We start from the raw sequence: 23,758 nt of genomic DNA on the forward strand, positions 1-23,758 counted from the left end.
AAGATACGCTTCCGAAGGGCTGGTGTCAAGCTGTATGGAGTCCTCCGGCGGGGTCGCAATGAGGCTCTATCGCTCACTTTCCGGGTAATCTTGCTTGCACGGCAAGGGCCCCGATCCACCGATCGGGGCCCTTCTCGTTGTGATGCCTAGCGCCCTTGGGCGATCAGGCGGGTGGCCTGCGCGGGCGGGGCGATCGCCGTCCGTGCGGTCCTGGGCTGCTCGGCTTGGCCGTCCTTGAAGAAGGCGATCGCATCGAGCAACTGCTGGGCCTGGGACTGGAGGTCGCCGGCGGCCTGGGCGATCTGGCTGGTGGCCGAGACGGACTCCTGGGTCGAGCTGGAGATGTCTTCGACGGCGCGCAGGATCATGTCGCCGCCCTTGCGCTGCTCGACGGTGGCATTCGAGACCTGTAGGGTCATGCGGTTCATGGCCTCGACGGAGCGCATGATCTGCTGAGAGGCGTTGGCCTGCTCGCGCGTGGCGATGGCGGTCTGGTCGGTGAGGGTGCTCATGTTGCCCACGGCCAGCGAGATCTGGCCCGCAGCGTGCGACTGCTCCTGGGTGGCCTGGGTGATGTGGGTCATGTGCGCGCCCACCCGGCCGATGGAGGCGACGATGGCTTCGAGCGAGTCCCCGGCGGTCGCCGCCAGGCGGCTGCCCGTCTGGATGGCTTCGTCACCTTGCTTGGTCGAGGCGATCGCCTGGGCGGTCTCGTGCTGGATCCCCTTGATGAGGCTTGCGATCTCGCCGGTGGCGCGGGCCGAGCGCTCGGCGAGCTTGCGGACCTCGTCGGCGACCACCGCGAAGCCGCGGCCGTGCTCCCCGGCGCGGGCCGCTTCGATGGCGGCGTTGAGGGCCAGGAGGTTGGTCTGCTCGGCGATGTCGTCGATCACTTCGATGATGTTGCCGATTTCGCTGGAGCTCTTGCCGAGCTCTTCGATCACGTGGAGCACCTCGTGCATGGTCTGCTGGATCTGGGTCATGCCCGTCACGGTCTGCTGGACCGACTGCGCGCCGCTCTGGGCGAGGCGGTTGGCTTCGTTGGCCTCCTGGTTGGCCTCGCTTACGCGGACGGCGACCTGCTGGATGCTCTGGGTCATCTCCTCGATCGAGGCCGAGGTCTCGGCGACGGCCGAGGCCAAATCGTCGGCGTTGCCCGCCACCTGCTGGACGCTCGCGGCCATCTCCTCGATCGAGCTGGAGGTGCTCGCCACGTTGTCGCTAAGGGTCTGGGCGTTGCCTGCAACCTGCTGGATGTTGGCCGCGATCTCCTCCATGGAGCTCGAAGTCTGCTCGGTGGCGGCCGCCTGGGCCTGCGAGGTCTTGGAGAGCTCTTCGGCGCCCGAGCTGATCTGGTCACTGCCGGCGGCCACCGACTGGGCACTTGCGCGCACGCCGCCGATGACCTGGCGGAGGTTCTCGATCATCGCGCGGAAGCTCTGGGCCATGTCGCCCAACTCGTCATTGCTCTTGATGTCGAGGCGCTGGTCCAGGTCGCCGTGGGCGATGCCTTCGGCCGCGTGGGCGACGGCGGTGAGGCCCTTCGAGAGCTGCCGGGAGATGAAGAGGGCGATGCCGGTGCCGAGGGCGATGGCGACGAGCAAGAGGGCGATGACGAGAAACTTGGCTTCGGCGAAGGTCTTCGCCGCGTCGTCGCGGGCTTTCTCGGCGAGGCGCTCCTTGCGCTTGGCGAGCTCGGTCATGTTGTCGTCGATGCGATCGACGATGGGCCGCATCTTGAGGCCGAGCTGGGTGGCCTCGGCGTCCCGGTTGGCCCGCGTGAGCGTATGGGCTTGGGACAAGTAGGGTTCGAGCTCGCGGACGAGCTCGACGGTCTCGCTTTGGATCCGGCGTGCCTCGTCGGTCACGATCAAGGACCGGTACTGCGTCAGCAGCTCCTTGAGGCGCGAGAGGTAGGTGTCCGACCGGGTGATGCGCTTCTCGATATCGGTCGCGTCATCCGAGAGGATGGCGTTCTTCTCGGAGCGGTCCAGGTAGATCAAGTTGAGGTTCGCTTCCTTGATGACCGAGAGGCCCATGGCCTGCCGCTCGTACATGTCGATCAAGAGGTCATTGACGGCGTTGAGCTTCGCGAGCGAGGCGAGCCCGACGATGGCCGTCAGCGCCAGGATGATGCCGAACCCGGACAGCAGCTTCGTGCCGATCTTCAATCGCATGGTGTCTCCTGAGGAAAGGGGGGCGGGAGGTAAGCTTGCTGTCAAGCAAGCGAGCAATGATTCTTATAGCAAATGGGCTCAAAGGCCCAATAGGGCAGAAGGTCCCGGGCCCCATAGGGCAGAAAGTCCCTACTTATGCGCCAAACCCCCTCTCGTACCTGACGAGAGGGGGGCATTGTACGAAAAGGCCCCTCGCGAGTTGCTCGCGAGGGGCCGAAGAAGCGGGTTCGTTAGATCTTGGGGACCAGGGCGAGACGGACGTGACCCTGCTTGATGTACTCGTAGGGCATGTAGAAGTAACCGCCGTCGGCCCAGTCCGAACCCCACGAGTTGCGGACGATGAGGACCTTCTTCTCGTTGTCGTAGCCGGCGGCGATGACCGCGTGGCCGCCCTGGAACTCATCCTTGCTGGTGGGCATCGGGAGCATGCCGTTCTTGCCGGTCTTGCCGATGCTGCTGTAGACGCGCATCGCGAGCACCACGGGCACCCCGTCCGCCAGGCCATTGCGGATGGCGCTGAGCTTGGTCACGCTCTTGTAGCCGGTCATGATGCGGTTCTTCTTGCCCTTGGTCTCGAGGGCGCTACCGGGCTGGCGCTCGAGGAACTCCTTGCGGGCGGCATCGTTCTTCTGCTTGGCGGCTTCGAGGTAGGGGAAGTCCTTCTCGGGGATGCTGCCGTAAGCGTCGAGCATCTTCATCGCGAATTCGGTGGGCACCCCGGTGTCCTGACCCTTGCCGCCGGTCTGGCGACGCGCCTGGTACCAGAGGTAAGCGGGAGCCTGGGCTTCGTAGCGGCCCTGCTTCTTGAGCAGGAACTCCTGCAGGCCCTTGATGGTGGCGAACGAGGTGCACGAACCGAACTGGCCCTGGTTGCCGACGGGGCTGAAGCCCGAGCGCAGGTCGACCTTGGAGGGCAGCGCCGCCTGGGTGGTGAAGGCTTCGTCCATCTCGACGCCGGGGTCGTTGGAGATGTCGGCGCCAAGCTGGTACTTCTTGGCCTTGGCGAGGGCGTCGACCTCGTCGCTACCGTTCTGGACCGAGAAGCCGGGGACGGTCGCGCAGCCGGCGAGGAGGAAGAGGCTCAGCAGGCTGCCGGCGGTCATCTTCGAGATCGTGCGCTTCATCATTGGGTTTCGTCCTTTCGATCCAGCCAGGGTTCGCTTGAGGGTTCAGATACTGTTATTTAGGTCCCGGGGGGAGGAAAGTTGCCCAAGGTTAGGTTAAATCAACGTCATGCTTTCGTTAGCTTAATCGGGCGGTGCCGACGGCTTATGGCATGCCCATGAAAGCGAGGCCGGGATCGATCCGGAAGATGCCGCCGACGCCGTACATCACGCCCTTGAAGGAAGCCACGCTCTTGGGGGATTCCTTGTCGAGGGTCGAGATGATCTGTTCGCTGGCCTTCTTCGGGAGGTTGCCGCCGAGTAGCTTCACCAGGAAGCTGCTGGAGTTGGCCTTGACCGTGCTGGCCGGCTGGGTGACCCAGACGATCCCCTCGCCGTCCATGCGGACCTGGAATTCGAAGGAGATCGCGATGTCCTGCCCCATTTGCTGGACCGTGCCGCTCACGACGATCTGCCCGGTCTGGGGCTGTGCCTGCAAGCGGAGTCCCTCGGGGAGGTTGGGCGTCACGTTCTTGGCGAACTCGCTGGTCACCATGGCGATGACCTGGCGTCGCATCTTTGCGCGCTCAGCCTCGAGGTTGGGGTCGGCGTTGGCCATGGTCCGCTGCGAGAGGTACTCGTCGATGATCTGGGCGGCGGTCTGGGGATAGGTCCGTTTGACCCAGAGGACGAAGGGGTTCTTGGCGAGATCGTCCTCCGCGCCGGTGCTCGCGCTCGCGTTCGCAGGGGGAACCGTCGACTGGTACTGCTTGGCGGTGCTCGCCGCAGTCGGTCTCTTGGCCGAACTGGTCGGCGGGGCACCGCAGCCGGCCAGCAGCGAGCCGGCGACCAGCAGCGCGAAGAGATGGCGAGTGTTGATGGCGAGTCTTCGCATGGTGTTCCCTCTCGGCCGACCATGGCATGTCCATGGGGCCTTGTAGGTATCATCACCAGCAGGCGAGAAATCTGAGTAAAGAGCTGCTTAAGAAATGATAAAAGTATGCCGATCAGGCCTGGCGCACCTGATCGCTGTCCGACGGCACGGGCGCCAGACGCCAGATCTCGGGGCGTAGCACGACGAGCCCGCCGGTGACCGCGAGGCTCCCGAGGGCCATGGTGGCCCCCGCCCAGCCGGTGCCGAACTGCGTGGCGATCGCGCCGACCAGCAGGGTGCCGAGCGGGATGAAGCCCCGGTCCATGAGGGCGATGCTCAGGATCCGGCCGCGCAGCGCATCGGGGATTGCCGCCTGGAGGGCGATCCGGCTCGTGGTGCGGTAGGTCTGGCTGGTGAGCCCCACCAGGAACATGGCGATCGCCGCGGGGACCCATCCCTTCGAGACCATGAAGAGGCCGAGCGAGAGGCCGAAACCCAGGAGCGAGACGATGAGCCACTTGCCGGCTGCCTGTTGGTCGCGAAGGAAGGCGAGCCTTCCCGAGCCCACCAGCGAGCCCACCGCCGAGACGGTGAGCAATCCGCCGAAGGCGGTCGGGCCCAGGCCCGTCAGGTCTCGCACGAACAGGGGCAGCATGGCGGTATAGGGGAAGCCGAAGACCATCGGGGCGATCGCAAGGATCAAGAGCGACTGTACCGTGGGCTGGGCGCGCACGAAGGCGAGGGCCTCCGCCATGGCGCCCTTGCTCTTGGTCGTGCGTGCGGTCTGAGGTGTGGCAGGGACGAAGGCCAGGCTCGCCAGCGCCACGAGGCTGCTGGCGGCGTTCAGGGCGAAGAGCCAGAGCGCCGGGGCGACAGCGAGCACGGCGCCAGCGATCGCAGGGCCGATCACTCGCGCGAGGTTCATCTGGGCCGCGTTGAGGGCGACGGCCTGCGCCTGGCGATCGCTGGGGGCGAGGTTCGGCAAGAGGGCGTTGCGCACGGGCGCGTCCATGGCGCTCAGGCAGGCGCGTACCGTCACCACCAGGGCGAAGGCCCAGAAGGCCGCGTGCTGGTGGATCATGAGCCCAAGCAGGACGGTGAGCGCCGCGCTGAGCACCTGGATCAGCATCAGCAGCCGTCGGCGGTCGTAGCGATCGGCCAGCACCCCAGCGGGCACGCTGAGGGCGAAGACGGGTGCCAGGCGGCAGACGTTGATCAGCGCCAGGTGCAGGGCGGAGTCGGTGAGCTGGAGGGTGGCCCAGTTGAGGGCCACCAGATCGAGCCAGTCGCCGATCCGTCCGACCAGGCTACCTGCCATGAAGGCGTGGTAGCCGCGGGCGTCAGCGGTCGAAGTCGGCGAGAGGGTTGGGGACGCTGACATAGCAGTAGCCTTCATGGTCGGGGCGCAGGCGCATGGTGGCGAGGGCCTTGTGGGCAACCACGCTTCGGTAGAGGGCCGCGCGGTCGGCTCGGACGGCCGGCGCGTCCTCGGGGGTGCGTTCGAGGGTGGCGAGCACCTGCGTGGTCACCTCGTGGACGACGCGCCAGAGGCGCGCTTCGCAGACGCCTGTGTGGGTGGCGAGCAGCAGCGCGATCTCTGCCAGGTGGTTCTGGTAGACGGTATTGAAGAGCTTGTTCTGCATCTCGCGCGCCTCGCGCGCCACCGTCACCGAGTCCGGGTAGAGGTCCGCCGTCAGGCCGTGCCGCGCGAGGCGCGGCGCGTAGAGCCGCAGGCCCCCCCAATCCCGGAACAGCATCCTGACCGGCCGGCCGCCCCTGAAGACCGGCACGCTGTTCTGTAGGTGCCCCTCCAGGCCGATGCCGTAACGGACCATGCAGGTAAGGTAACCGGGAAGGCAGACTTTCGCGTACTCGGCCATGAAGGCGATGGCCGCCTGATCCAGGCTGTCTGCGCCGGTGGTCGCGGCGAAGGCGCGCAGGATCTCGACGAGGACGGGCTCGCCGTTCAGGGGGGACTCGGCGTAGAGGGCCGAGCCGACCACGGCGATCTCACCCGGCGCGAGGAGGGCCTCCACCTCCTCGCGCCAGATGGCCGAGAGGTTGCGCAGCTTGAGGGTGCGCCGCTCGGGTGATGCTTCGCGCGGATCAGGCCGGAAGCTGACGCCTGCCGCCTCGCAGACAGGGACGAAATACTCGGCGATGGCGGGCTCCTTTTCGAGGATCGTGCGGATCAGCCGGGTGAGGCGCGGGGCGTTCTGGGTGCTCTGGACCGAGATCGAGCGCACCGTCGAGGTCATCTGGCTGTTGACCGCGACCTTGAGGGCGTAGGCCCTCGGGGCCTCGCAGGGTACGACCGTCCGGAAGGAGGTGGTGGCCCAGGCGGGGATGCGCGCCTGGGTAAGCAGGATCACACGCCCTGCCTCCAGGTCGTCGCCGTAGATCGCCTCCAGGGAGTGCTCGGCTTGCCATGGGTGGACGGGGACGAGCACGACATCGGCAGGCGCGAGCCCGTGCGTTTCGAGCTCGTCCCGGACCGCCGCCTCGAGTCCCGGGTGGCCCGCGTAGAGCAGCGCCTCGGGCGTGCCGCCGTCGAGGGTCGCCCATGCGGCGTGCTCGCGTCGGACGGCCGCCAGCCTGAGGGTGGGGGCGCCTTCGAACTCGGGCGAATAGCGCAGGACGTCCTCCGGGGCCATGTCCAGCTTGGTCTTGGCGCTGGGGTGCAGGTTGTGGCCCTCGACGCAGAGCTGCTCGAAGAAGAGGCTCGCGTTGAAGCCGGGTTCGGCGGCTTTGCGAGCCTGGACGTAGCCGAGGGTGTCGCGGGCCCCGAACGAGGCCTCCTGGATGGCTTTCTTGCGCGTTTCCCAGTGGGCGTAGGCGAGCGCCTGGTTGGCGCTCGCGTTTTCGAGCTCGCGGGCGAAGCCTTCCCAGTCTAGCTCGGGGGCCTGCGCGTGCGCAGCGACGGCTTCGAGCAGGGTACGGGCGTCGGGGTAGCGCTCGGCGAGCCGCTCATCCACCTCCACGCGGCCGAACCCGTGCTGTTCGGCGAGCGGCAGCCCAAGCTCCGCGGTGCCCGGGACCTCTTCTCGGACCAGGGCGGCGGCAAGGCGCAGGAGGGTCTTGCGACGTGCCTGCGGCAGAGCGGCCAGATAGGCGTCCTGGAGCTTGGGAGGCAGGGCGGCGCGGATCCGCGCCTCATCGGCCGAAAGGCCTGCGAGCGTAGTGATCTGCTCGATCATGCGCCCATCTCGCAGGCGTGCAGCGGGTTCGGCACCGGGGCGAAGGTGTAGCGGGTCACGTCACCCAAGAGTCGCATGGTCGCCATGGCCTTGAGGTCGACGGTGGGGGCGAAGAGGGCGGCCTCGTCGTCGGCGGCCTGTGCGGCGATCGCAGGATCCTCTTTGAGCGTGGCGAAGACCGCGCGGCAGACCGCGGCCACCGGCTGCCAGAGCGCCTCCTCGCTCACCCCTAGCGCGCGGTGGAGGGTCGCGATCACCTCGCCCAGGTGGTTCTGGAAGACGGGGTAGGTCAGCTTGTTTCGAAGGTCCTCCACGTCGGCGGTGACGGTCGCCGATCCGGGGTGGAAGGCGACCGATAGCCCCAGGCGTTCGAGCCGTTCGAGCAGCACCCGCACCCCGCCGAAGTCCCGCATGACAAGCCGAACGGGCGCGCCGTCCTTGAGGACCATCACGCTGTTCTGGAGGTGGCCCTCAAGGCTCACCCCGTAGCGGCTCAAGAGGGTCAAGAAGCCCGGGAGGGCGATCTCGGCGTAGCGCTGCACGAAGGCGATCGCCGCCACTTCGAGGCCCGTGAGTCCCTGGGCCCGGGCGACGGCCTCGACGGCCTCGACCACCACGGGCCGCGCCGAGAGGGGAGAGTGTGCAAGCAGGCTGGAGCCCGCCATGGCGATCTCGCCCGGACCCACGTGGTTCTCGGGGTTCTCCCGGAAGAGGGCGGCGAGGTTCTTGCTCGTCGTGTGGCGCGCCTCGTCCGAGAGGGCCGGATCGTGGTAGCAGATCCCGGCTGTTTCCTCGAGCACCACGAAGTCGCCTCCGAAGCCGCTCTCACGTTCTAGAATCGCCCCGAGCAGGGCCGAGAGGGCCGGGCCGTTGTGGATCGACTGGGGGGTGATGATCCGGACGGCGCCGGTGGTCTGGACGTTGACGCAGGTCTTGAGGTGGTGCTTGCCCTCGCCCCGGCGCTGGATGGGGGAGAGCGAGCGGAAGGACATGAGTGCCCGGGTGGGGATGGCGGGGATGTCGAGGGTGACGACGGCCTTCGAGGCGATGGCCTCGGCGTACAGGGCGCTCAGGGTCCGCTCATGCTGCCATGGATGCACGGGGATCAGCGCGTAGGCCTTGGGATCGAGGCCCTGCTCTGCTAGGGTGGCTTCGGCCGCCCGGACGTGTTCGGGCCACTCGGCGGCGAGCAGATCGGCGGGAGTCTTGCCCCTGGCGGTGGTCACGCAACTGCGGTCCTGCCGGACGGCCACCAGCCGCACGAGCGGCTCGGCCCCCCACTCGGGCGAGTACGTGATGACCTCGTCCGGCGTCAGTCCCATCTTGATCTTGGCGCCCGGATGCAGGGGGTGTCCGTCCACCACCCACTGCTCGAAGAAGGCGAGGGGGTTGAAGGTGGTGTCGAGCGCCTGTCGAGCATCGGCGAAGCGCAGGGAGTCGTGGATGCCGAGGGCCGAGGCTTCGGCTTCGAGGGCCCGGCGGCGCTCGGCGGCGCCGACGAGCGCCAGGGCGTAGTTGGCGGCGCTGTTCGCCAGCTCCTGCGAAAAGCGGATGAAGCGGTGCTCGTCGCTCGGCTCGCGCAGGATCGGCCGGACCAGCGTGAGGAGGGCCTCGGGGGTGTCGACGGTTTTTCGGCCCGAGGGGGAAAGGTGCGTAATGGCGCCTTCCAGGTCGAAGCGCCCCAGGCTCAGTCGGCGTGCGAGAGGTGCTTCGATCCACTGCGCGTCGTCCAGCGCGATGACCAGGCGCGCGTCCGCCTCGAAGTGAACCCGCGCGGGCGACACCAGCTGCTCGCGCACCAGGGCCTGCAGCAGGCGCTGTAGGATCCCCTGGCGCCCGACGGGCACCTGCGCGAGGAACGCCGGCGCCAGCGCGGGGCGGTGGGCGCACAGGTGGTCGAGGATGGCTTGCTCTTCACCCGACAGGGCGAAGTGCGGAGCGATCGTGAGTGCGTCGAGCATGGGCTTCAACTCCTGGCCCCGGGTCGGGGTGTTGCGATTATTGGCCGGAACGCTGCGAGCGGCTGCGTTCGCCTCATAGAAGAAGGAGGCCGATTTTCGTCAGGGACGTCGGCTGCATCTTTCGATGTGGCTAGCTTCCGACGGGCTGGGGTGCTTGCCGAGCAGCAGCCGTGCGCCGACGGGCGCGCCACTTCCCGAAAAACATCAGGGTGCCGGTCAGGCAGAGCACGGCGGGGAGCGGGCTGACGACCAGCGCCACCAGCCGGCCGATGGGGCCTGCGATCTCGCCGGTGTGGAGGGCGTAGTTGTAGGCGTAGAAGAGTTTCCAAGCAAGCGGCGCCTTGGCCGGATCGAGCACGCCCACGACTCGCGCGTCCTGCGCGTCCACGTAGACCCAGGTGTTGCCGTTCGGGTGAACGTCGCCCGGTTGCTTCATGATGACCCGGATGACCCCGCCCTTGCCTTTCGGGTAGCGGATCGAGGTAGGGCTGGCCCCGGGGAAGGTCGTCGCGGCGGCGTCGAGCACCGCCGCGACCGGTGCACCCGGGCCGAGTGCCTTAGCGGTGGCCTTGGGGGCTTCGGGCATGGGGCCCTGGTGGCCGGTCGCCCAGGCGTAGAAGGCCACGAAGCGGTCCTGATGGACGAAGGCGGCGCCGGTCCAGCTTGCGATCATCAGGAAGACGGCGGAGTAGAGGCCGAGCACCAGGTGCCACTCGCGGCTCACCCGCTGGTAAGGAGCCCCCGGCGGCAGCGCGACCTTGAATTTGGCCTGGGTGAGGCGCCGGGGCAGCCACAGGATCAGGCCGCTCGCGCTGAGGAAGAAGAGGGCGATCGAGGCCCACTCGACGATCTGGTTGCCCGTCTCACCGGCGAGCAGGTGCCGGTGCAGGTCGAGCACCCAGCCCATCAGATGGCCGTTGGTCGTGCGCTCACCCAACACCGTCCCCGTACCGGGATCGATGAAGACCTGGCGATCGCCCTTGAACTGGACGACGAGCGGGTCCGCCGCCGTCTTGGGAAGGTTGATGCGGGTGAGGGGTAGCTCCGGGTGCCGGGCGGCCGCCGTGGCGACCAGGTCCGGGGTGGGCTTGGGGGCAACCTGCGCGCTGACCTGGTACAGCCCAGGGTTGAGGGCCCGGTCGAGCTCGGCCCGGTAGACCAGGGCCGTCCCCGTCAGGCTCAGGACGGTGATGAACAGGCCGCAGACGAGGCCGAGCCAGAGGTGGAGGCGCAGAAGCCAGGGGCGCAGGGTCATTTTCAGCCCAACCCCACCTGTTGCTCGATCCCCTTGATCTGGGCGTTGAGGGCGAGCATCCGCGAGGCGGCGTCCTTGATGCGATCGCCGATCTCGAGCACCGCTTCCAGGTGGTGCGGCTCGTAGTGCCAGGCGTCGCATGCGAGCAGCCCGCGTCCGCAGGCGATGATGTTCAGCAGTTGGTACTCGTAGGCCTTGTTGAGGTCGACGAGGCGTGAAAGGCCGGGGGCGGTGGTCTCCTGCATGGCGGCATCCTCCCAGGGAAAGGGCAAGCGGTTCAATTTGATGATATTGCTAATCATTCTCAATTGCAAGTTCTGCGTTTAGCGAACCCTTGCCATGGTGCTTGCGCCTCAGGCGGTGGCGGGTTGGACCCGGCGCGTGCCCCACCACCACAGCCCCAGGGCCGCGATCGCAGGCAGCAGGGGCGCGAGCAGGAAGGGCGAGAGGCCCAGGGCCGCCGCGCGCGAGAGGGCGAAGGGGCCGGCGACGCTGCCCAGCGAGAAGACCGCGTAGAAGACCCCGAAGGCGCTGCCCCGCTTGCCATCGGGGGTTGCGGCCACCAGGGCCGCGAGCGAGGCCGGGAAGACCAGCCCGAAGCCCATTCCGTACACGGCCATGGCCGCGATCATCAGGGGGAGGCGGTCGAAGACGGACAGCAGCCCGCAGCCGACCCCCAGCAGGATCGCGCCGAGGGCCATGGTCCGGGGGGCGCCGAGCCGGCGCGAGAGGGTGCCCAGGGGCGAGACGAAGACGGCGATCGCCATGACGGCGAAGGTGCTGAACAGGGCCCCGGTCATGGCCCCTTTGAGGCCCAGCGCTTTGACGTGGGGCGGAAGGGCGAAGACGAGCCCCCCGTTCATGTACATGAGGAGGAAGGCGCCCAGATAGGCGATGAAGAGGCGGCGATCGCCAAGCAGCGCGACCAGGTCCTTGAGGCCCACGTCGTCCTCTGCCTCGGCCGTGCCTGCCTTGCGCAGGCCGACGGCGAGCACCAAGCCCAAGAGGGCGAGGAAGCCGCCGATGGCGCCGTAGGCCCCCGCGTGCCCCAGGACATCCGCGAGCCCTCCTGCCACGGGCGGCCCGATCATGGCCGAGAGGCCGATGGTGACCCCGGACTGGGCCATGCCCTTGCCGCGCTGCTCATCCGAGAGGTGCAGGCTCAAGAGGGCGTAGGCGGCGGGGGTGACCACCGAGAAGGCCAGGCCGTTGAGCATCAAGAGGGCGACGAGCGGGCCGATGCCGGTGACGGTGCTGCACAGGCCGATGGCCAGGGCGCCGACGAGGATGCCCGCGACCAGGACTTTCACCTTGTTGAAGCGATCCACCACCAGGCCGGAGAAGAGGTTGCCCCCCAGGTTGGCGATCGAGTAGGCGGAGACGGCGAGGGCCACCAAGCCGAGCGAGGGGCTGAGGCTCCGGGCGAAGACCGGGGTCAGGGCGACCTGCAAGAAGAGGTTGAGGAAGCTCGCGACGATGGCCAGGTAGATGAAGGGCAGGGGGGATCGGATAAGCGCCTCGCTTTCTCGCGGATGGATCGTTATCAGTATACCGCTAACCTGCCCCTGGAGCGGGTATCCCCCTTACACATCGCTTTCGAGCAAGGTGCGCGTGCGATCGACCGCCTCGCGCAGGCCGATGAGCGTCACCACGTCCCCGCATTCGAGCACGGTCTTGCCGCGCGGCACGCTGACGGCCCCCGCCCGACGGACCAGCGCCACCAGGCAATCCTTGGGCAGCTCCAGCTCGCGCAGCGAGAGGCCCGCGATCCGGGGATTGCCCACGGCGATTTCGACGACGCGATCCGCCTGGTCCGAGCCGCGCAGCAAGGGCAGCAGGCTCGGGCGCAGCAGCAGGCCGGTCATGGCATCCACCGTGGCCTCCTCGATCGAGAGGGGGCTGATGCCGCTCTCCTGGAACGCAGGCAGGTGCCGGGCCTCGTTGACCAGGGCGAGCAGGGAGACGGCAGGGGCCCGGGCCTTGAGGCCCTGAGCGACGAGCAGGTTCCGCGCGTCGCTCTCAGTCGCCACCACGACGGCCTTGCAGTTGGCAAGCTCGGTGGCGAGGGCCTCGTGCTTTTCAGGATCGCCATGGCTTGCGCTCAGGCCCGCCTCGCGGGCGTCCTGCGCCTCCTGGCGCTCGGATGCGATCAGGTGGACGGCCTCGCCCTCCTTCTGGAGCCTGAGGGCGAGCTTTCGGGCGACGGAGCTGCCGCCCACGATGAGGAGCTTCTTGGGCATGACGTTCAGGCGGGCGGCGATCCAGCCCGCGCATCCTCCTTCGATCAGCACGGTCAACAAGACGGTCAAGAAGACCAGGGCCCCCAGGGGCTCGGCACCGGCCATGCCCCACGCCTTCAGCTCGAGGGCCATCAGTGAGGCCATCGATGCGGCGACGATTCCGCGCGGCCCCAGCCATGCGATGAAGGCCCGCTCGCGCCAGCTCAGGGCGCTGGGCCAGGTCGCGAGCATCACCGCCACGGGCCGGACCACGAACATGAGGGCGAAGACGGTGGCCAGTCCGCCCCAGCCGAGGGCGACCAGGTTGGAGATGGGCATCCCCGCGGCCAGCAGGATGAAGACGAGGTTGAGCGCGACCAGCGTCAGGTCCCCCTTGAAGCGCCGGACGCTCTCTTCGCTGGGCAGGCCCATGCTGCCCACCATCAGCCCCGCGACGGCCACGGCTGCGATCCCCGACTCGTGAGCGAGGGCCTCGGCCACCGAGAAGGCGAGCAGCACCGCCGCGAGCACGCTGAGCCGGACGAGCTCCGCCGAGAGGTCGCCGCGACCGAGCCCACGCTTGAGGAGCCAGGCCGTGAGAGCGCCGACCGTGCCGCCGCAGGCCAGGTTGAGACCGAGCTGCATGAGCCCCTCGGCCACCCCGCCGGCAGAGCCCGTCAGAAAGCTGAAGACCGATGCCGTCAGCAGGACCCCGACTGCGTCCACCAGCACGCTCTCGGCCTCGAGGATGGTCTTGAGGCGCGGCAGGATCGCAAGCCGCTTGATGATCGGCGAGATGACCGTCGGGCCGGTCACGCTCACGATCGCCCCGAACAGGAAGGCGATCTTCCAGGGCAGGCCCGCCAGGAAGTGCGCAGCCGTCGCCGCAAGCCCCATGGTCACGACCGGTCCGATGGTGATGAGGCCGAGCACGGCCCGCGAGCTGTGCCGTAGCTGGCGCAGGTCGATGTGCAGGGCCCCTTCGAAGACGATGATGGCGACCGCGCAGGAGACCAAGAGACGCAACCCCTTGCCGTAGACCGTAGGGTCCACGAGCCCCAGCCCCGAGGTCCCGAGCCCCATGCCTGCGGCCAAGAGCAAGATGAGGGCGGGGATTCGCAGCCGCTGGGCGACGATCTGGGCCACGGCCCCGGTCGTTAGCACGATGGCGACGCTCAAGAGGGGGACCAGCGCGGGGAAGTGGGAAAGCCATGGCGTCAGCATGCGGGCCCCTCCGGCGAAGAGAGCAGCCGATCGACCAGCATCTGCTGGAAGACGTTGAGGGGGCGCTTCTCTGGCCGCAACAGGTAGTAGGGGAGGCTCAGCTTGAGCCCATCGAGCCGCACGACCTTGAGGCGCCCGGCTTCGAGCTCCACTTCGAGGCTGAGCAAGGGCACGATCCCCGCCCCGAGCCCCGCCATGACCGCGTGCTTGATCCCTTCGCTGCTGCTCAGCTCGAAGCGTGCGGAAAGGCGATCGGGTGCGAAGCCGGCTGCGGCGAGTTGCTGAGCGTAGCCCCGGCGCAGGGCGGCGTCGGGTTGCCGCAAGATGAGCGCCTCGCCGGCGAGCTCGTCCGGGTGGATGGTGCCGCGCTCGGCCCACGGGTGAGAGGGCGGAGCGATCACCACCAGCTCGTCCTCGAAGCAGCGCTCGGCGTGCCAGCCGCTTAGCTGCCCAGGTGCGGGCGGCGTCTCGACCACGGCCAGATCCAGCGCGCCCGTGCGCAGCCGGGGCCAGAGGCTCTCCCCTTCCATGACGTGAAGGCTGCTCTTGAGGGCCGGGTGGCGCTGGGTGAGTTCGCCCAGGATGCGCGGCAGGAGGTAAACCCCGGGAGTGGGCTCGGCGCCGAGCAACATCGAGCCCTGGGGGACGCCACGAAAGGCGTCGAGGGCATCGCTGACCCGGCGCGCCTCGCCGAGCAGGTGCTGGGCGTGGGGCACGAGGGCCTCGCCTGCTGGAGTGAGCGCGAGCCCGCGCCCGCGCCGTGCGAAGAGCGCAAGCCCCAGGTCCTCTTCCAGCTCGTGGATCTGCTGGCTGATCGCCGGTTGGGAGAGGCGCAGGCGCCGCGCGGCCTGGGTGTAGTTGAGGGTTTCGGCGGCGACGACGAAGGTGCGAAGCCGCTCCAGATCCAGCGGGGTGGCGAGTGGGTCATTGTAATTGCTTATTGAATTCATGAGATACCATCACTTTTTCTTATTTATACCCAAATCCCAGGCAGCTCGCCAGCTAGCCAGGGCCTCAGGCAACCGATTGACGATGGGGTGAGTGATTCGTAAAATTTCGTAATATTCGTTTGAAAGAAGGAGTCGCCATGTCGTCGCAGTTGGAAACCAAGCAAGGGGTCGAAGCCGGGTTCGTGACCTATCCCGGTACCAAGGGCCAGCTCCAGGGCTATCTGGCGCGCCCGAGCGGCAGCAAGTCTTATCCCGGCGTGATTTTGGTGCAGGAGTGGTGGGGGATCGAGCCCCACATTAAGCAATTGACCGAGCGCCTCGCCCGCGAGGGCTTCGTGGTGCTCGCGCCGGACCTGTATCACGGCCGGGTGGCTAAGGAGCCGAGCGATGCCGAGAAGGAAATGATGGCGCTCAACAAGCAGGCGGCCGTCCAGGAGATCACCCGCGCGATCGCCTATCTCCAGGGGCGCGACGACGTGAGTCCCAAGAAGCTCGGCATGACCGGCTTCTGCATGGGGGGCTTCCTCACCTGGCTCACGGCCGAGGCGACCAACGGTCAGCTGGCGGCGATCGCGCCCTTCTACGCGGGCTTCTACGAGCCGACCGTCGAGGACATCCGGCGGGTCTCGGCGCCGGTGCTCGCAGTCTGGGGCTCCGAGGACGCCTCGATCCCCGCCGAGGCGCGGGACCACATCGTGAACCTGCTCGAGCAAGAGGGCAAGACCTTCAAGGCCTTGGTGCTCGATGCGCCGCACGCCTTCATGAACGACACGCGGCCCCGCTACCGCAAGCAAGCCGCCGACGAGGCCTGGAAGGAGCTCCTCGCCTGGTTTGGTCACTACCTGCGCGCCTAGCGTTGCTCGCCATTTACCCTCGCCCGCTTCATTTTCGAGGCGGGCGTTTGAGGGTAGAAGCAGGCTAGCGGGATAATTTGGACGACGTAGCCATCAACGCAGCCCTTCGAGGAGGTGTCCCGCCGCTTCGAAAGGACCCTGCATGCTCCGAAAGATCCAGTCGAGCCTCGCGCTGAAGGTCACCTTCGCGCTGATCTCGGCCCTCGTCGTTCTGCTGGGTGGCTTCGCCGCCGTGATCATCCACCACACGGCGAGCACCATCCAGGCCAACCTCATCAACAAGGGCCGGGGCCTCGCGCGCGAGGGCGCCACCGTCACCGCCCAGCTCCTCGACGACGGAATCCGCGCCAAGGCCCTGACCATGGACGACGCCTTCGACGAGCACTACGTCGCGATCCCGGGCGTCGAGCCCAAGAAGTACCGCACGCGCTTCGACGCGTTCACCGACAAGGCCTTCCTGGCCTTCGAGGACACCTTCGTCAAGGACGAGGACATCCTCTTTGCTGCCGCAGCCGACCGCAACGGCTACATCCCCACCCACAACTCCAAGTTCGCCAAGCCCCTGACCGGAGATCCCGAGCAGGACAAAGTGGGCAACCGCACCAAGCGCCTCTTCAACGATCCGGTGGGCCTCAAGGCGGCCCAAAATACCCGCGAGGAGGTCCTCGTCCAGCTCTACCGGCGCGACACCGGCGAACTCATGTGGGACGTCTCCTCGCCCATCACGGTGCAAGGCCGCCACTGGGGCGCCTTCCGGGTGGGCTTCTCCAAGGCGCGGGTCGATGCCCTCATCAACGCCTTCATCTGGCAGATGGTGCTCGCTTCGGGCGTCATCCTGGTGGTGCTGAGCCTCTTGGTCTACTTCCTGCTGAGGCGATCGCTCGCGCCCCTCGGCGACATGGCCCGGGCCCTCGAAGGCATCGCCGTCGGCGAGCTGGATCAGCGCGTCGTGGTCGCGCGGCAGGACGAGATCGGCCGCATGGCCCAGGATTTCACCCGGATGGTCGCCTACCTCAACGAGGTCGCGGGCGTCGCTCAGGCGCTGAGCCGGGGCGACCTGAGCCGTAGCGTCGTGCCCAAGAGCGAGCGCGACCAGTTCGGCATGGCCATCTCCGCGATGGTCTCCGAGCTGCGAACCATCATCTTTCAGGTGCGCCACGCCGCTCACACCGTGGCTCAGGGGGCCGACGTGGCCAAGGGAGCGCTCTCCGAGGCTTCTGGTGCCATGGGCGAGATGTCGGGCAGCATCCGCCACGTCTCGGGCAACGCGCACGAGCTCGTGGCCTTCGTGGGCGAGGCGTCGTCCTCCATCGAGGAGATGATGGCCTCGATCCGCACGGTCGCAGGTAATACCGACAACCTGGAGGCCGCCGTCAACCAGACCTCGGCGAGCATCGAGCAGATGGCCTCCTCGATCCAGCAGGTCGCCCTCAACGTCAAGCAGGCCAATCAGGTCGCCGAGCAATCCGCCGAGGCCGCCGAGGGTGGCCGCCGGGCGGTGGGGCGCACCATCGACGGCATGAGCCGCGTCAACCAGGTCATGCACGAGGTGATCGTCTCGATCGAGAAGCTCGGCAAGAGCTCGACCGAGATCGGGGCCATCATCGCGGTGATCGATGACATCGCCGAGCAGACGAATCTACTGGCGCTCAACGCCGCCATCGAGGCAGCCCGCGCAGGCGAGCACGGCCGCGGCTTCGCGGTGGTCGCCGACGAGGTCCGCAAACTTGCCGAGCGCTCGGCCAAGGCCACCGGCGAGATCGCAGGCCTCATCAAGGGCATCCAGCGCGAGACCGACGATGCCGTCCGTTCGGCTCAGCACGGCGACGAGGCCTTGCAGGAGGGGACCCGGCTTGCGCAGGTGGCGGGCGAGACCCTGGAGGGGATGGTCGCCTCGGTCCGGGAGGTGTCCGAGCTCATGGCCCAGATCGCCCAGGCGACCGACGAGCAGAACCATGCAGCCGAGCAGATCACCGTGGCCGTCTCCAGCATGAACGCCCTGACCGCCGAGGTCACGGCCGCTACTCGCGAGCAGGCGATCGGCTCCGAGCAGATCGTCAAGGTGGTGGACGGCATGCACCGCCAGACCCAGGAGGTCTCCCAGGCGACCGCCGAGCAGATGAAGGCCGGCGACCAGGTCTTGCGCTCGGTCGAGCACATCCACCAGCTCTCGACCGGTCTGCACGGGGAGGCGCAAGCCTTGATCGAAGCGGTGGCCTTCTTCCAAGAGGGCGAGCCGGAGATCAGGCAACTGGTGGCCAAGGCGTAGCAAAAGGGGGCCGGGCGAATCTCGCCCGGCCCCCTTTCTTGAATGGATGCGCTAGCGCACGGCGTGCGCGGCTTCCTTGAGCACCTCGGAGAGGGTGGGGTGCGCGTGCATGGTGCGGGCGATATCCTCGGCGCTGCCGCCGAACTCCATCACCGAGACCGCCTCGGCAAGCAGTTCCGAGACGTTGGGGCCGATCATGTGGACGCCGAGGACCTTGTCGGTCTTGGCGTCGGCGATCACCTTGATGAACCCGCGGGTGTCGTTGTGACCCAGGGCGCGGCCGTTGAAGGCGAACTGGTAGCTGCCCTTCTTGTAGGCAGCCCCTTCGGCCTTGAGCTGCTCTTCGGTCTTACCGACCCACGCGATCTCGGGCGAGGTGTAGATCACCCAGGGGATCGCGTCGTAGTTGACGCTGCCAGCCTGGCCCGCCAGGCGCTCGACCAGCGCCACCGCCTCGGACTCGGCCTTGTGGGCGAGCATGGCCCCACCGATCACGTCGCCGATGGCGTAGATGCCGTCCAGGTTGGTGCGGTACTCCTGGGTCGCCACGAAGCCGCGCTCGTCGAGCTTGAGGCCGACGGCCTCGGCGCCGAGGCCCTTGGTGTTGGGCACGCGGCCGATCGAGACGATCAGCTTGTCGCACTCGAGGGTCTTCTGCTCGCCGTTCTCGGTGTAGCTCACCTTCACGCCGTTGCCCGAGGCGTCCACCTTGTCGATGGAGACGCCCAGATGCATGTCGAGACCCTGGCTGGTGAACTGCTTGAGGGCTTCCTTGGCCACCTGAGCATCGGCGGCGGCGAGGAAGGCGGGGGCGGCTTCCAGGATGGTCACCTGAGCGCCGAGGCGACGCCAGACGCTGCCCAGCTCGAGGCCGATGACGCCCGCGCCGATGACGCCGAGCTTCTTGGGCACTTCGCTGAAGGAGAGCGCACCCGCGTTCTCGACGATCTTGTCGCCGTCGAAGGGGGCGATGGGCAGGGCGCGGGGCGAGGAGCCGGTCGCAACGATTACGTTCTTGGCGCCGATCTCCTGATCGCCCACCGCGATCACCCAATGGTCGCCGTCCTTGCGGACCAGGCGGCCGAGGCTATGGAACGAGGTGACCTTGGCCTTGCGGAACATGCCGGCGATACCGCCCGAGAGCTTGGCGACGACCGATTCCTTGCGCGCGAGCATCTTGGTGACGTCGATCGAGGCGCCGGTGACGGAGATGCCGTGGTCGCCCAGGTCGTGTTGGATCTGCTCGTAGCGCTCGGAGGTATCGAGGAGGGCCTTGGAGGGGATGCAGCCCACGTTGAGGCAGGTGCCGCCGAGGCTGGGCTTGCCTTCCTTGTTCGAGCCGTCGTCGATGCAGGCGGTCTTGAAGCCGAGCTCGCCCGCGCGAATGGCCGCCACGTACCCGCCGGGGCCGCCGCCAATGACCACTACGTCGAAAATGTCCACGATGAAATTCCTCTTGTCGATGGGGTTGAAAAGGGCGTTCCCCCCTCGCCCCGAAGGGTGAGGGGGGAATTGAGGTTAGATCTTGAGCAGCAGACGGGCAGGATCCTCGAGCAGATTCTTGATCGTGACGAGGAACTGGACCGCCTCCTTGCCGTCGATGATGCGGTGATCGTACGACAGCGCCAGGTACATCATCGGGCGGATCACCACCTGGCCGTTCTCGGCCACGGGGCGCTCGATGATGTTGTGCATCCCGAGAATCGCGCTCTGGGGCTGGTTGACGATCGGCGTCGAGAGCATCGAGCCGAAGGTGCCGCCGTTGGTGATCGAGAAGGTGCCGCCCGTCATGTCGTCGAGGGTCAGCTTACCGGCGCGGGCCTTGTCGGCGAAGGCGCCGATCGCCTTCTCGATGTCGGCGAGGCTCATGCCGTCGGTGTCGCGCAGGATGGGCACGACCAGGCCGCGCTCGGAGGCCACCGCGATGCCGATGTCGAAGAAGCCGTGGTAGACGATGTCGTTGCCTTCGATCGAGGCGTTGATGACCGGGAACTGCTTGAGGGCCTCGGTCACCGCCGCCACGAAGAAGCTCATGAAGCCCAGCTTGATGCCGTACTTCTTGACGAACTGGTCCTGGTACTTCTTGCGAAGGTCCATGACCGGCTTCATGTTGACCTCGTTGAAGGTCGTCAGCAGCGCGGCGGTGTTCTGGACCTCCTTGAGGCGCTGGGCGATGCGGGCGCGGATGCGGGTCATGGGCACGCGCTGGCTGGGGCGCAGGCCCGCCGGCACGGCCACGGGAGCCGCGGGGACCACGGCGGCCTTGGGGGCCTCCACGTGGGCGATGACGTCGCCCTTGGTCACGCGACCGTCCTTGCCGGTGCCAGCGATCGCCTGGGCGTTGACGCCCGTCTCGGCGACCATCTTGCGGACGGCAGGGCTCAGCTCGGTGCTGACGGCCGGCGCGCCGGCAGCAGCCGGAGCAGCGCTCGCAGCAGGAGCCGCGGGAGCCTCGGCGGCGGCAGGGGCGCCAGCGGCAGCCTTCGCCTCGGTGTCGATGACCGCGAGCAGGTCGTTGGTCTCGACGGTATCGCCTTCCTTCTTGAGGATCTGGGTGATCACGCCATCCTGCTGGGCGGTCACTTCGAGCACGACCTTGTCGGTCTCGATGCCGATCAGCATGTCACCGCGCGAGACGTGATCGCCGACCTTCTTGTTCCAGTCGAGCAGGGTCCCTTCGCTGACCGATTCCGAGAATACGGGAACTTTGACCTCTAGAAGCATGATGTCTCCTGATGCTAGACCGAAGCCTTCGCGCCGAGCTGAGCGACCGGCTCGGGCATGAGGGCCTGGTTGATGATGGCTTGTTGCTGCTCGACGTGCTTGGAAGCGTAGCCGACCGCGGGCGAGGCCGAGCAGGGCCGGCTCGCGCAGGTCAGGGTCTGGCCCTGGGCCAGGCACGAACGCAGGTTGTCCTGGAACGAGTACCAAGCGCCCTGGTTGAGGGGCTCTTCCTGGGCCCAGACGACCGGAGCGTTGGGATACTTGGCGAGCTCGGCCTTGATCTGGGCTTCGGGGAAGGGGTACAGCTGCTCGAGGCGGATCAGCGCGACGTTGTTGAGGCCGTGCTGCTCGCGGGCCTCGACCAGCTCCCAGTACAGCTTGCCGCTGCACAGCACGACCCGGTTGATGCCGGTCGAGGGGCGATCGTCGCCGATCACTTCCTGGAAGCGGCCGGTGGCGAGCTCGTCGAGGGTCGAGACCGAGAGCTTGTGCCGGAGCATGCTCTTGGGCGACATGATGATGAGCGGCTTGCGGTAGGGGCGCAGCATCTGACGGCGCAGCATGTGGTACATCTGGGCCGGGGTGCTGGGCACGCAGACCTGGATGTTGTCCTCGGCGCAGAGCTGCATGTAGCGCTCGAGACGCGCCGACGAGTGCTCGGGACCCTGGCCCTCGTACCCGTGCGGCAGCATCATGACGAGGCCCGAGAGGCGCTGCCACTTGGTCTCGCCCGCGCTGATGAACTGGTCGATGACCGCCTGGGCGCCGTTGGCGAAGTCGCCGTACTGGGCCTCCCAGATGACCAGGGCATCGGGCTCGGTGCTGGTGTAGCCGTATTCGAAGGCGAGCACCGCTTCCTCGGACAGGGTCGAGTCGATGACCTCGAAACGCGCCTGACCGGAGCTGAGGTGCTGCAGGGGCACGTAGAGGTCGCCCTCGGGGATGGTCGTACCGCTGGTCTCGTGCAGCACCGCATGGCGGTGGAAGAACGTGCCGCGGCCGCTGTCCTGGCCGCTGATGCGGATCGGGTACCCGGCGGTGAGCAGGGTCGCGTAGGCGAGGTTCTCGGCCATACCCCAGTCGAGCGGGACCTTGCCTGCGAGCATGTCGCGGCGGCTCTGGATGATGCGGTCCACCCGCGAGTGCAGCTTGAAGCCCTCGGGGATGGTCGTGAGGCGATCGCCCAGGCGCTTGAGGTTGTCGAGGCTGGTGCCCGTGTCACCGGCAGCCGTCCAGGTCTGACCCACGTAGGGCTTCCAGTCGGCGGCGCGCTTCCAGGAGATGGTCGACTCGGTCGCCTCGGCGACGCGCTCGCCACGATCCAGCGCATCCCGGTAGGCGTCGGAGAGCGTCTTGGCCTCGCCGGCCTTGAGGCTGCCCTCGGCTTCGAGGCGCTTGACGTAGGTCGAGAGCACGCCGGGGTGCTTGTCGATGAGCTGGTACATCATCGGCTGAGTGGCGCGGGGCTCGTCCGACTCGTTGTGGCCGTAACGCCGCCAGCAGACCAGGTCGATGAAGACGTCCTTCTGGAAGGCGTTGCGGTAGTCGAGGGCGAGCTCCATGGCGAAGGCCGCCGCCTCGGGGTCGTCCCCGTTGACGTGGAAGACCGGCGCGTCGATGAACTTCGCGATATCGGTGCAGTACCGGCTGGAGCGGGCATCGCGCGGATCGCTGATGCTGAAGCCCACCTGGTTATTGATCACCACGTGGAGGCTGCCGCCGGTGGCGTAGCCACGCAGCTGCGAGAGGTTGAGGGTCTCTGCCACGACGCCCTGGCCGGCCACCGCCGCATCACCGTGGATGAGGATGGGCAGCACGCGGGTGCGCTGGGTGTCACCGAGGCGGTCTTCGCGAGCGCGGACCGAACCCTCGACCACCGGGCCGATGATTTCGAGGTGAGAGGGGTTGAAGGCCAGCGAGAGGTGGACCTCACCGCCCTCGGTCTTGATGTCCGAGGAGAAACCCAGGTGGTACTTGACGTCACCCGAGAAGGCGGGGGCGTAGACCTTCTTGCCTTCGAACTCGGCGAACAGCTCGCTCGCCTTCTTGCCGAAGATGTTGATCAGGACGTTGAGGCGGCCGCGGTGGGCCATGCCGATCACGACCTCCTTGGTGCCGGTCTTGCCGGCGTGGTGGAGGCCCCGATCGAGCAGCGGGATGAGCGAGTCGCCCCCTTCGAGGGAGAAGCGCTTCTGGCCGACGTAGCGCATGTGGAGGTACTTTTCGAGGCCTTCGGCCGCGACGACCTTGTCCAGGATGGCGCGCTTGGTCTTGGCATCGTAGTGGCCCTTGCCACCGGCCTGCTCGATCCGCTGCTGGAGCCACTCGCGCTCGACGCGGGGCAGGTAGCGGTACTCAAAGCCGATGGGGCCGCAGTAGGTCTCGCGCTGGATGGCGAGCACCTCGCGCAGGGTGCCCTTCAGGTCGCCGTTGGTGACGGGGCTATCGAGCACGGCCTCGCTCAGGCCGTAGTACGAGAGCTCCAGCTCGGGCACGGGGGCCTTGGGGCGCAGGGGCAGCGGGTTGAAGTTCGCCGCCAGGTGCCCCAGGTTGCGGTAGGCGTTGATCAGGGCGCTGACGCCGTGCGGCAGCGGCTCGCACTCGGTCGCCACGACTTGGCGGCGGGGCCCTTGCTGGGCCATTTCAGCAAAAGAGCGCTGAATCGCCGAGTGAGCGGTATCAGGGCCGCTTCCAGGGGTCTTCAGCGCATCGAAGTACTGGCGCCATTCGGGGTCGATCGAGGCGGGGTCGTGAAGGTAGTCCTCGTAGAGGCCTTCAAGGAATCCGGCGTTACCGCCGAACATCAGGGTTTGGTCGGACGGAGTGGTGTCGTTCGATTGCATCTCTCTCACACGAGGCAGGCTGATAGTGGGGACATTGCCGCGATCCGCGGTAGAAGGGCGAGAACAACGCCCAGTCCTGCCTCTTTTCCTCATTCCTCTTTCCATTCT

At 67.4% G+C, this 23,758-nt stretch carries 16 protein-coding genes; 2 read left to right on the top strand and 14 right to left on the bottom strand.

Features of this window, described 5'->3' with window-relative positions; genetic code table 11:
• Nucleotides 1–146 precede the first annotated feature (146 nt).
• The 11 genes from J7643_06045 to J7643_06095 form a co-directional block, all read right to left on the bottom strand.
• A complete protein-coding gene (locus J7643_06045; GenBank protein ID MBO9540138.1) occupies nt 147–2,177 on the bottom strand; it encodes an MCP four helix bundle domain-containing protein in 2,031 nt (676 codons plus the stop codon).
• A gap of 230 nt (nt 2,178–2,407) precedes the next feature.
• Nucleotides 2,408–3,304, bottom strand: a complete 897-nt coding sequence (locus J7643_06050; GenBank protein ID MBO9540139.1) for a C1 family peptidase — start codon at nt 3,302–3,304, stop codon at nt 2,408–2,410.
• Nucleotides 3,305–3,446: 142 nt separating this feature from the next.
• Complete coding sequence (locus J7643_06055) at nt 3,447–4,175, bottom strand: hypothetical protein (protein ID MBO9540140.1); 729 nt, start codon at nt 4,173–4,175, stop codon at nt 3,447–3,449.
• 112 nt (nt 4,176–4,287) lie between these two features.
• Entirely contained in the window at nt 4,288–5,535 is a 1,248-nt protein-coding gene (locus J7643_06060) for an MFS transporter (GenBank protein MBO9540141.1), read from the bottom strand.
• Complete coding sequence (locus J7643_06065; protein ID MBO9540142.1) at nt 5,495–7,351, bottom strand: IucA/IucC family protein; 1,857 nt, start codon at nt 7,349–7,351, stop codon at nt 5,495–5,497. Before J7643_06065 ends, J7643_06060 begins: the two co-directional genes overlap by 41 nt.
• Nucleotides 7,348–9,312 carry a hypothetical protein gene (locus tag J7643_06070; protein ID MBO9540143.1) on the bottom strand — a complete coding sequence of 655 codons (1,965 nt, stop codon included), beginning with the start codon at nt 9,310–9,312 and terminating at the stop codon, nt 7,348–7,350. Before J7643_06070 ends, J7643_06065 begins: the two co-directional genes overlap by 4 nt.
• Before the next feature lie 130 nt (nt 9,313–9,442).
• Nucleotides 9,443–10,567: a PepSY domain-containing protein gene (locus J7643_06075; protein ID MBO9540144.1), complete on the bottom strand. Its 1,125-nt coding sequence runs from the start codon at nt 10,565–10,567 to the stop codon at nt 9,443–9,445.
• A gap of 2 nt (nt 10,568–10,569) precedes the next feature.
• The gene (locus J7643_06080) at nt 10,570–10,812 is read right to left on the bottom strand and encodes a hypothetical protein (protein MBO9540145.1); all 243 of its coding nucleotides are present in this window, start codon (nt 10,810–10,812) and stop codon (nt 10,570–10,572) included.
• Between the two features lie 108 nt (nt 10,813–10,920).
• Nucleotides 10,921–12,018: an MFS transporter gene (locus J7643_06085; GenBank protein ID MBO9540146.1), complete on the bottom strand. Its 1,098-nt coding sequence runs from the start codon at nt 12,016–12,018 to the stop codon at nt 10,921–10,923.
• 132 nt (nt 12,019–12,150) lie between these two features.
• The gene (locus J7643_06090; GenBank protein MBO9540147.1) at nt 12,151–14,010 is read right to left on the bottom strand and encodes a cation:proton antiporter; all 1,860 of its coding nucleotides are present in this window, start codon (nt 14,008–14,010) and stop codon (nt 12,151–12,153) included.
• The gene (locus tag J7643_06095) at nt 14,004–14,960 is read right to left on the bottom strand and encodes a LysR family transcriptional regulator (protein ID MBO9540148.1); all 957 of its coding nucleotides are present in this window, start codon (nt 14,958–14,960) and stop codon (nt 14,004–14,006) included. The genes J7643_06090 and J7643_06095 overlap by 7 nt, the downstream gene beginning before the upstream one ends.
• 137 nt (nt 14,961–15,097) lie before the next feature.
• Here J7643_06095 and J7643_06100 point away from each other — a divergent pair, with 137 nt between their 5' ends.
• Nucleotides 15,098–15,814, top strand: a complete 717-nt coding sequence (locus J7643_06100; GenBank protein ID MBO9540149.1) for a dienelactone hydrolase family protein — start codon at nt 15,098–15,100, stop codon at nt 15,812–15,814.
• A 142-nt stretch (nt 15,815–15,956) separates the two neighbouring features.
• Entirely contained in the window at nt 15,957–18,083 is a 2,127-nt protein-coding gene (locus tag J7643_06105) for a HAMP domain-containing protein (GenBank protein ID MBO9540150.1), read from the top strand.
• Nucleotides 18,084–18,134: 51 nt separating this feature from the next.
• Here the strand turns inward: J7643_06105 and lpdA are convergent, their stop codons facing one another.
• The 3 genes from lpdA to J7643_06120 all read right to left on the bottom strand — a co-directional run bounded on the left by lpdA (nt 18,135) and on the right by J7643_06120 (nt 23,650).
• Complete coding sequence (gene lpdA, locus J7643_06110; GenBank protein ID MBO9540151.1) at nt 18,135–19,526, bottom strand: dihydrolipoyl dehydrogenase; 1,392 nt, start codon at nt 19,524–19,526, stop codon at nt 18,135–18,137.
• A gap of 75 nt (nt 19,527–19,601) precedes the next feature.
• Nucleotides 19,602–20,807 (bottom strand): 2-oxoglutarate dehydrogenase complex dihydrolipoyllysine-residue succinyltransferase, encoded by a 1,206-nt coding sequence (gene odhB / locus J7643_06115; protein ID MBO9540152.1) that lies wholly within the window; start codon nt 20,805–20,807, stop codon nt 19,602–19,604.
• A 14-nt stretch (nt 20,808–20,821) separates the two neighbouring features.
• Nucleotides 20,822–23,650: a 2-oxoglutarate dehydrogenase E1 component gene (locus J7643_06120; GenBank protein MBO9540153.1), complete on the bottom strand. Its 2,829-nt coding sequence runs from the start codon at nt 23,648–23,650 to the stop codon at nt 20,822–20,824.
• Nucleotides 23,651–23,758 lie beyond the last annotated feature (108 nt).

Source organism: bacterium, assembly GCA_017744355.1.
Taxonomy (GTDB): domain Bacteria; phylum Cyanobacteriota; class Sericytochromatia; order S15B-MN24; family UBA4093; genus JAGIBK01.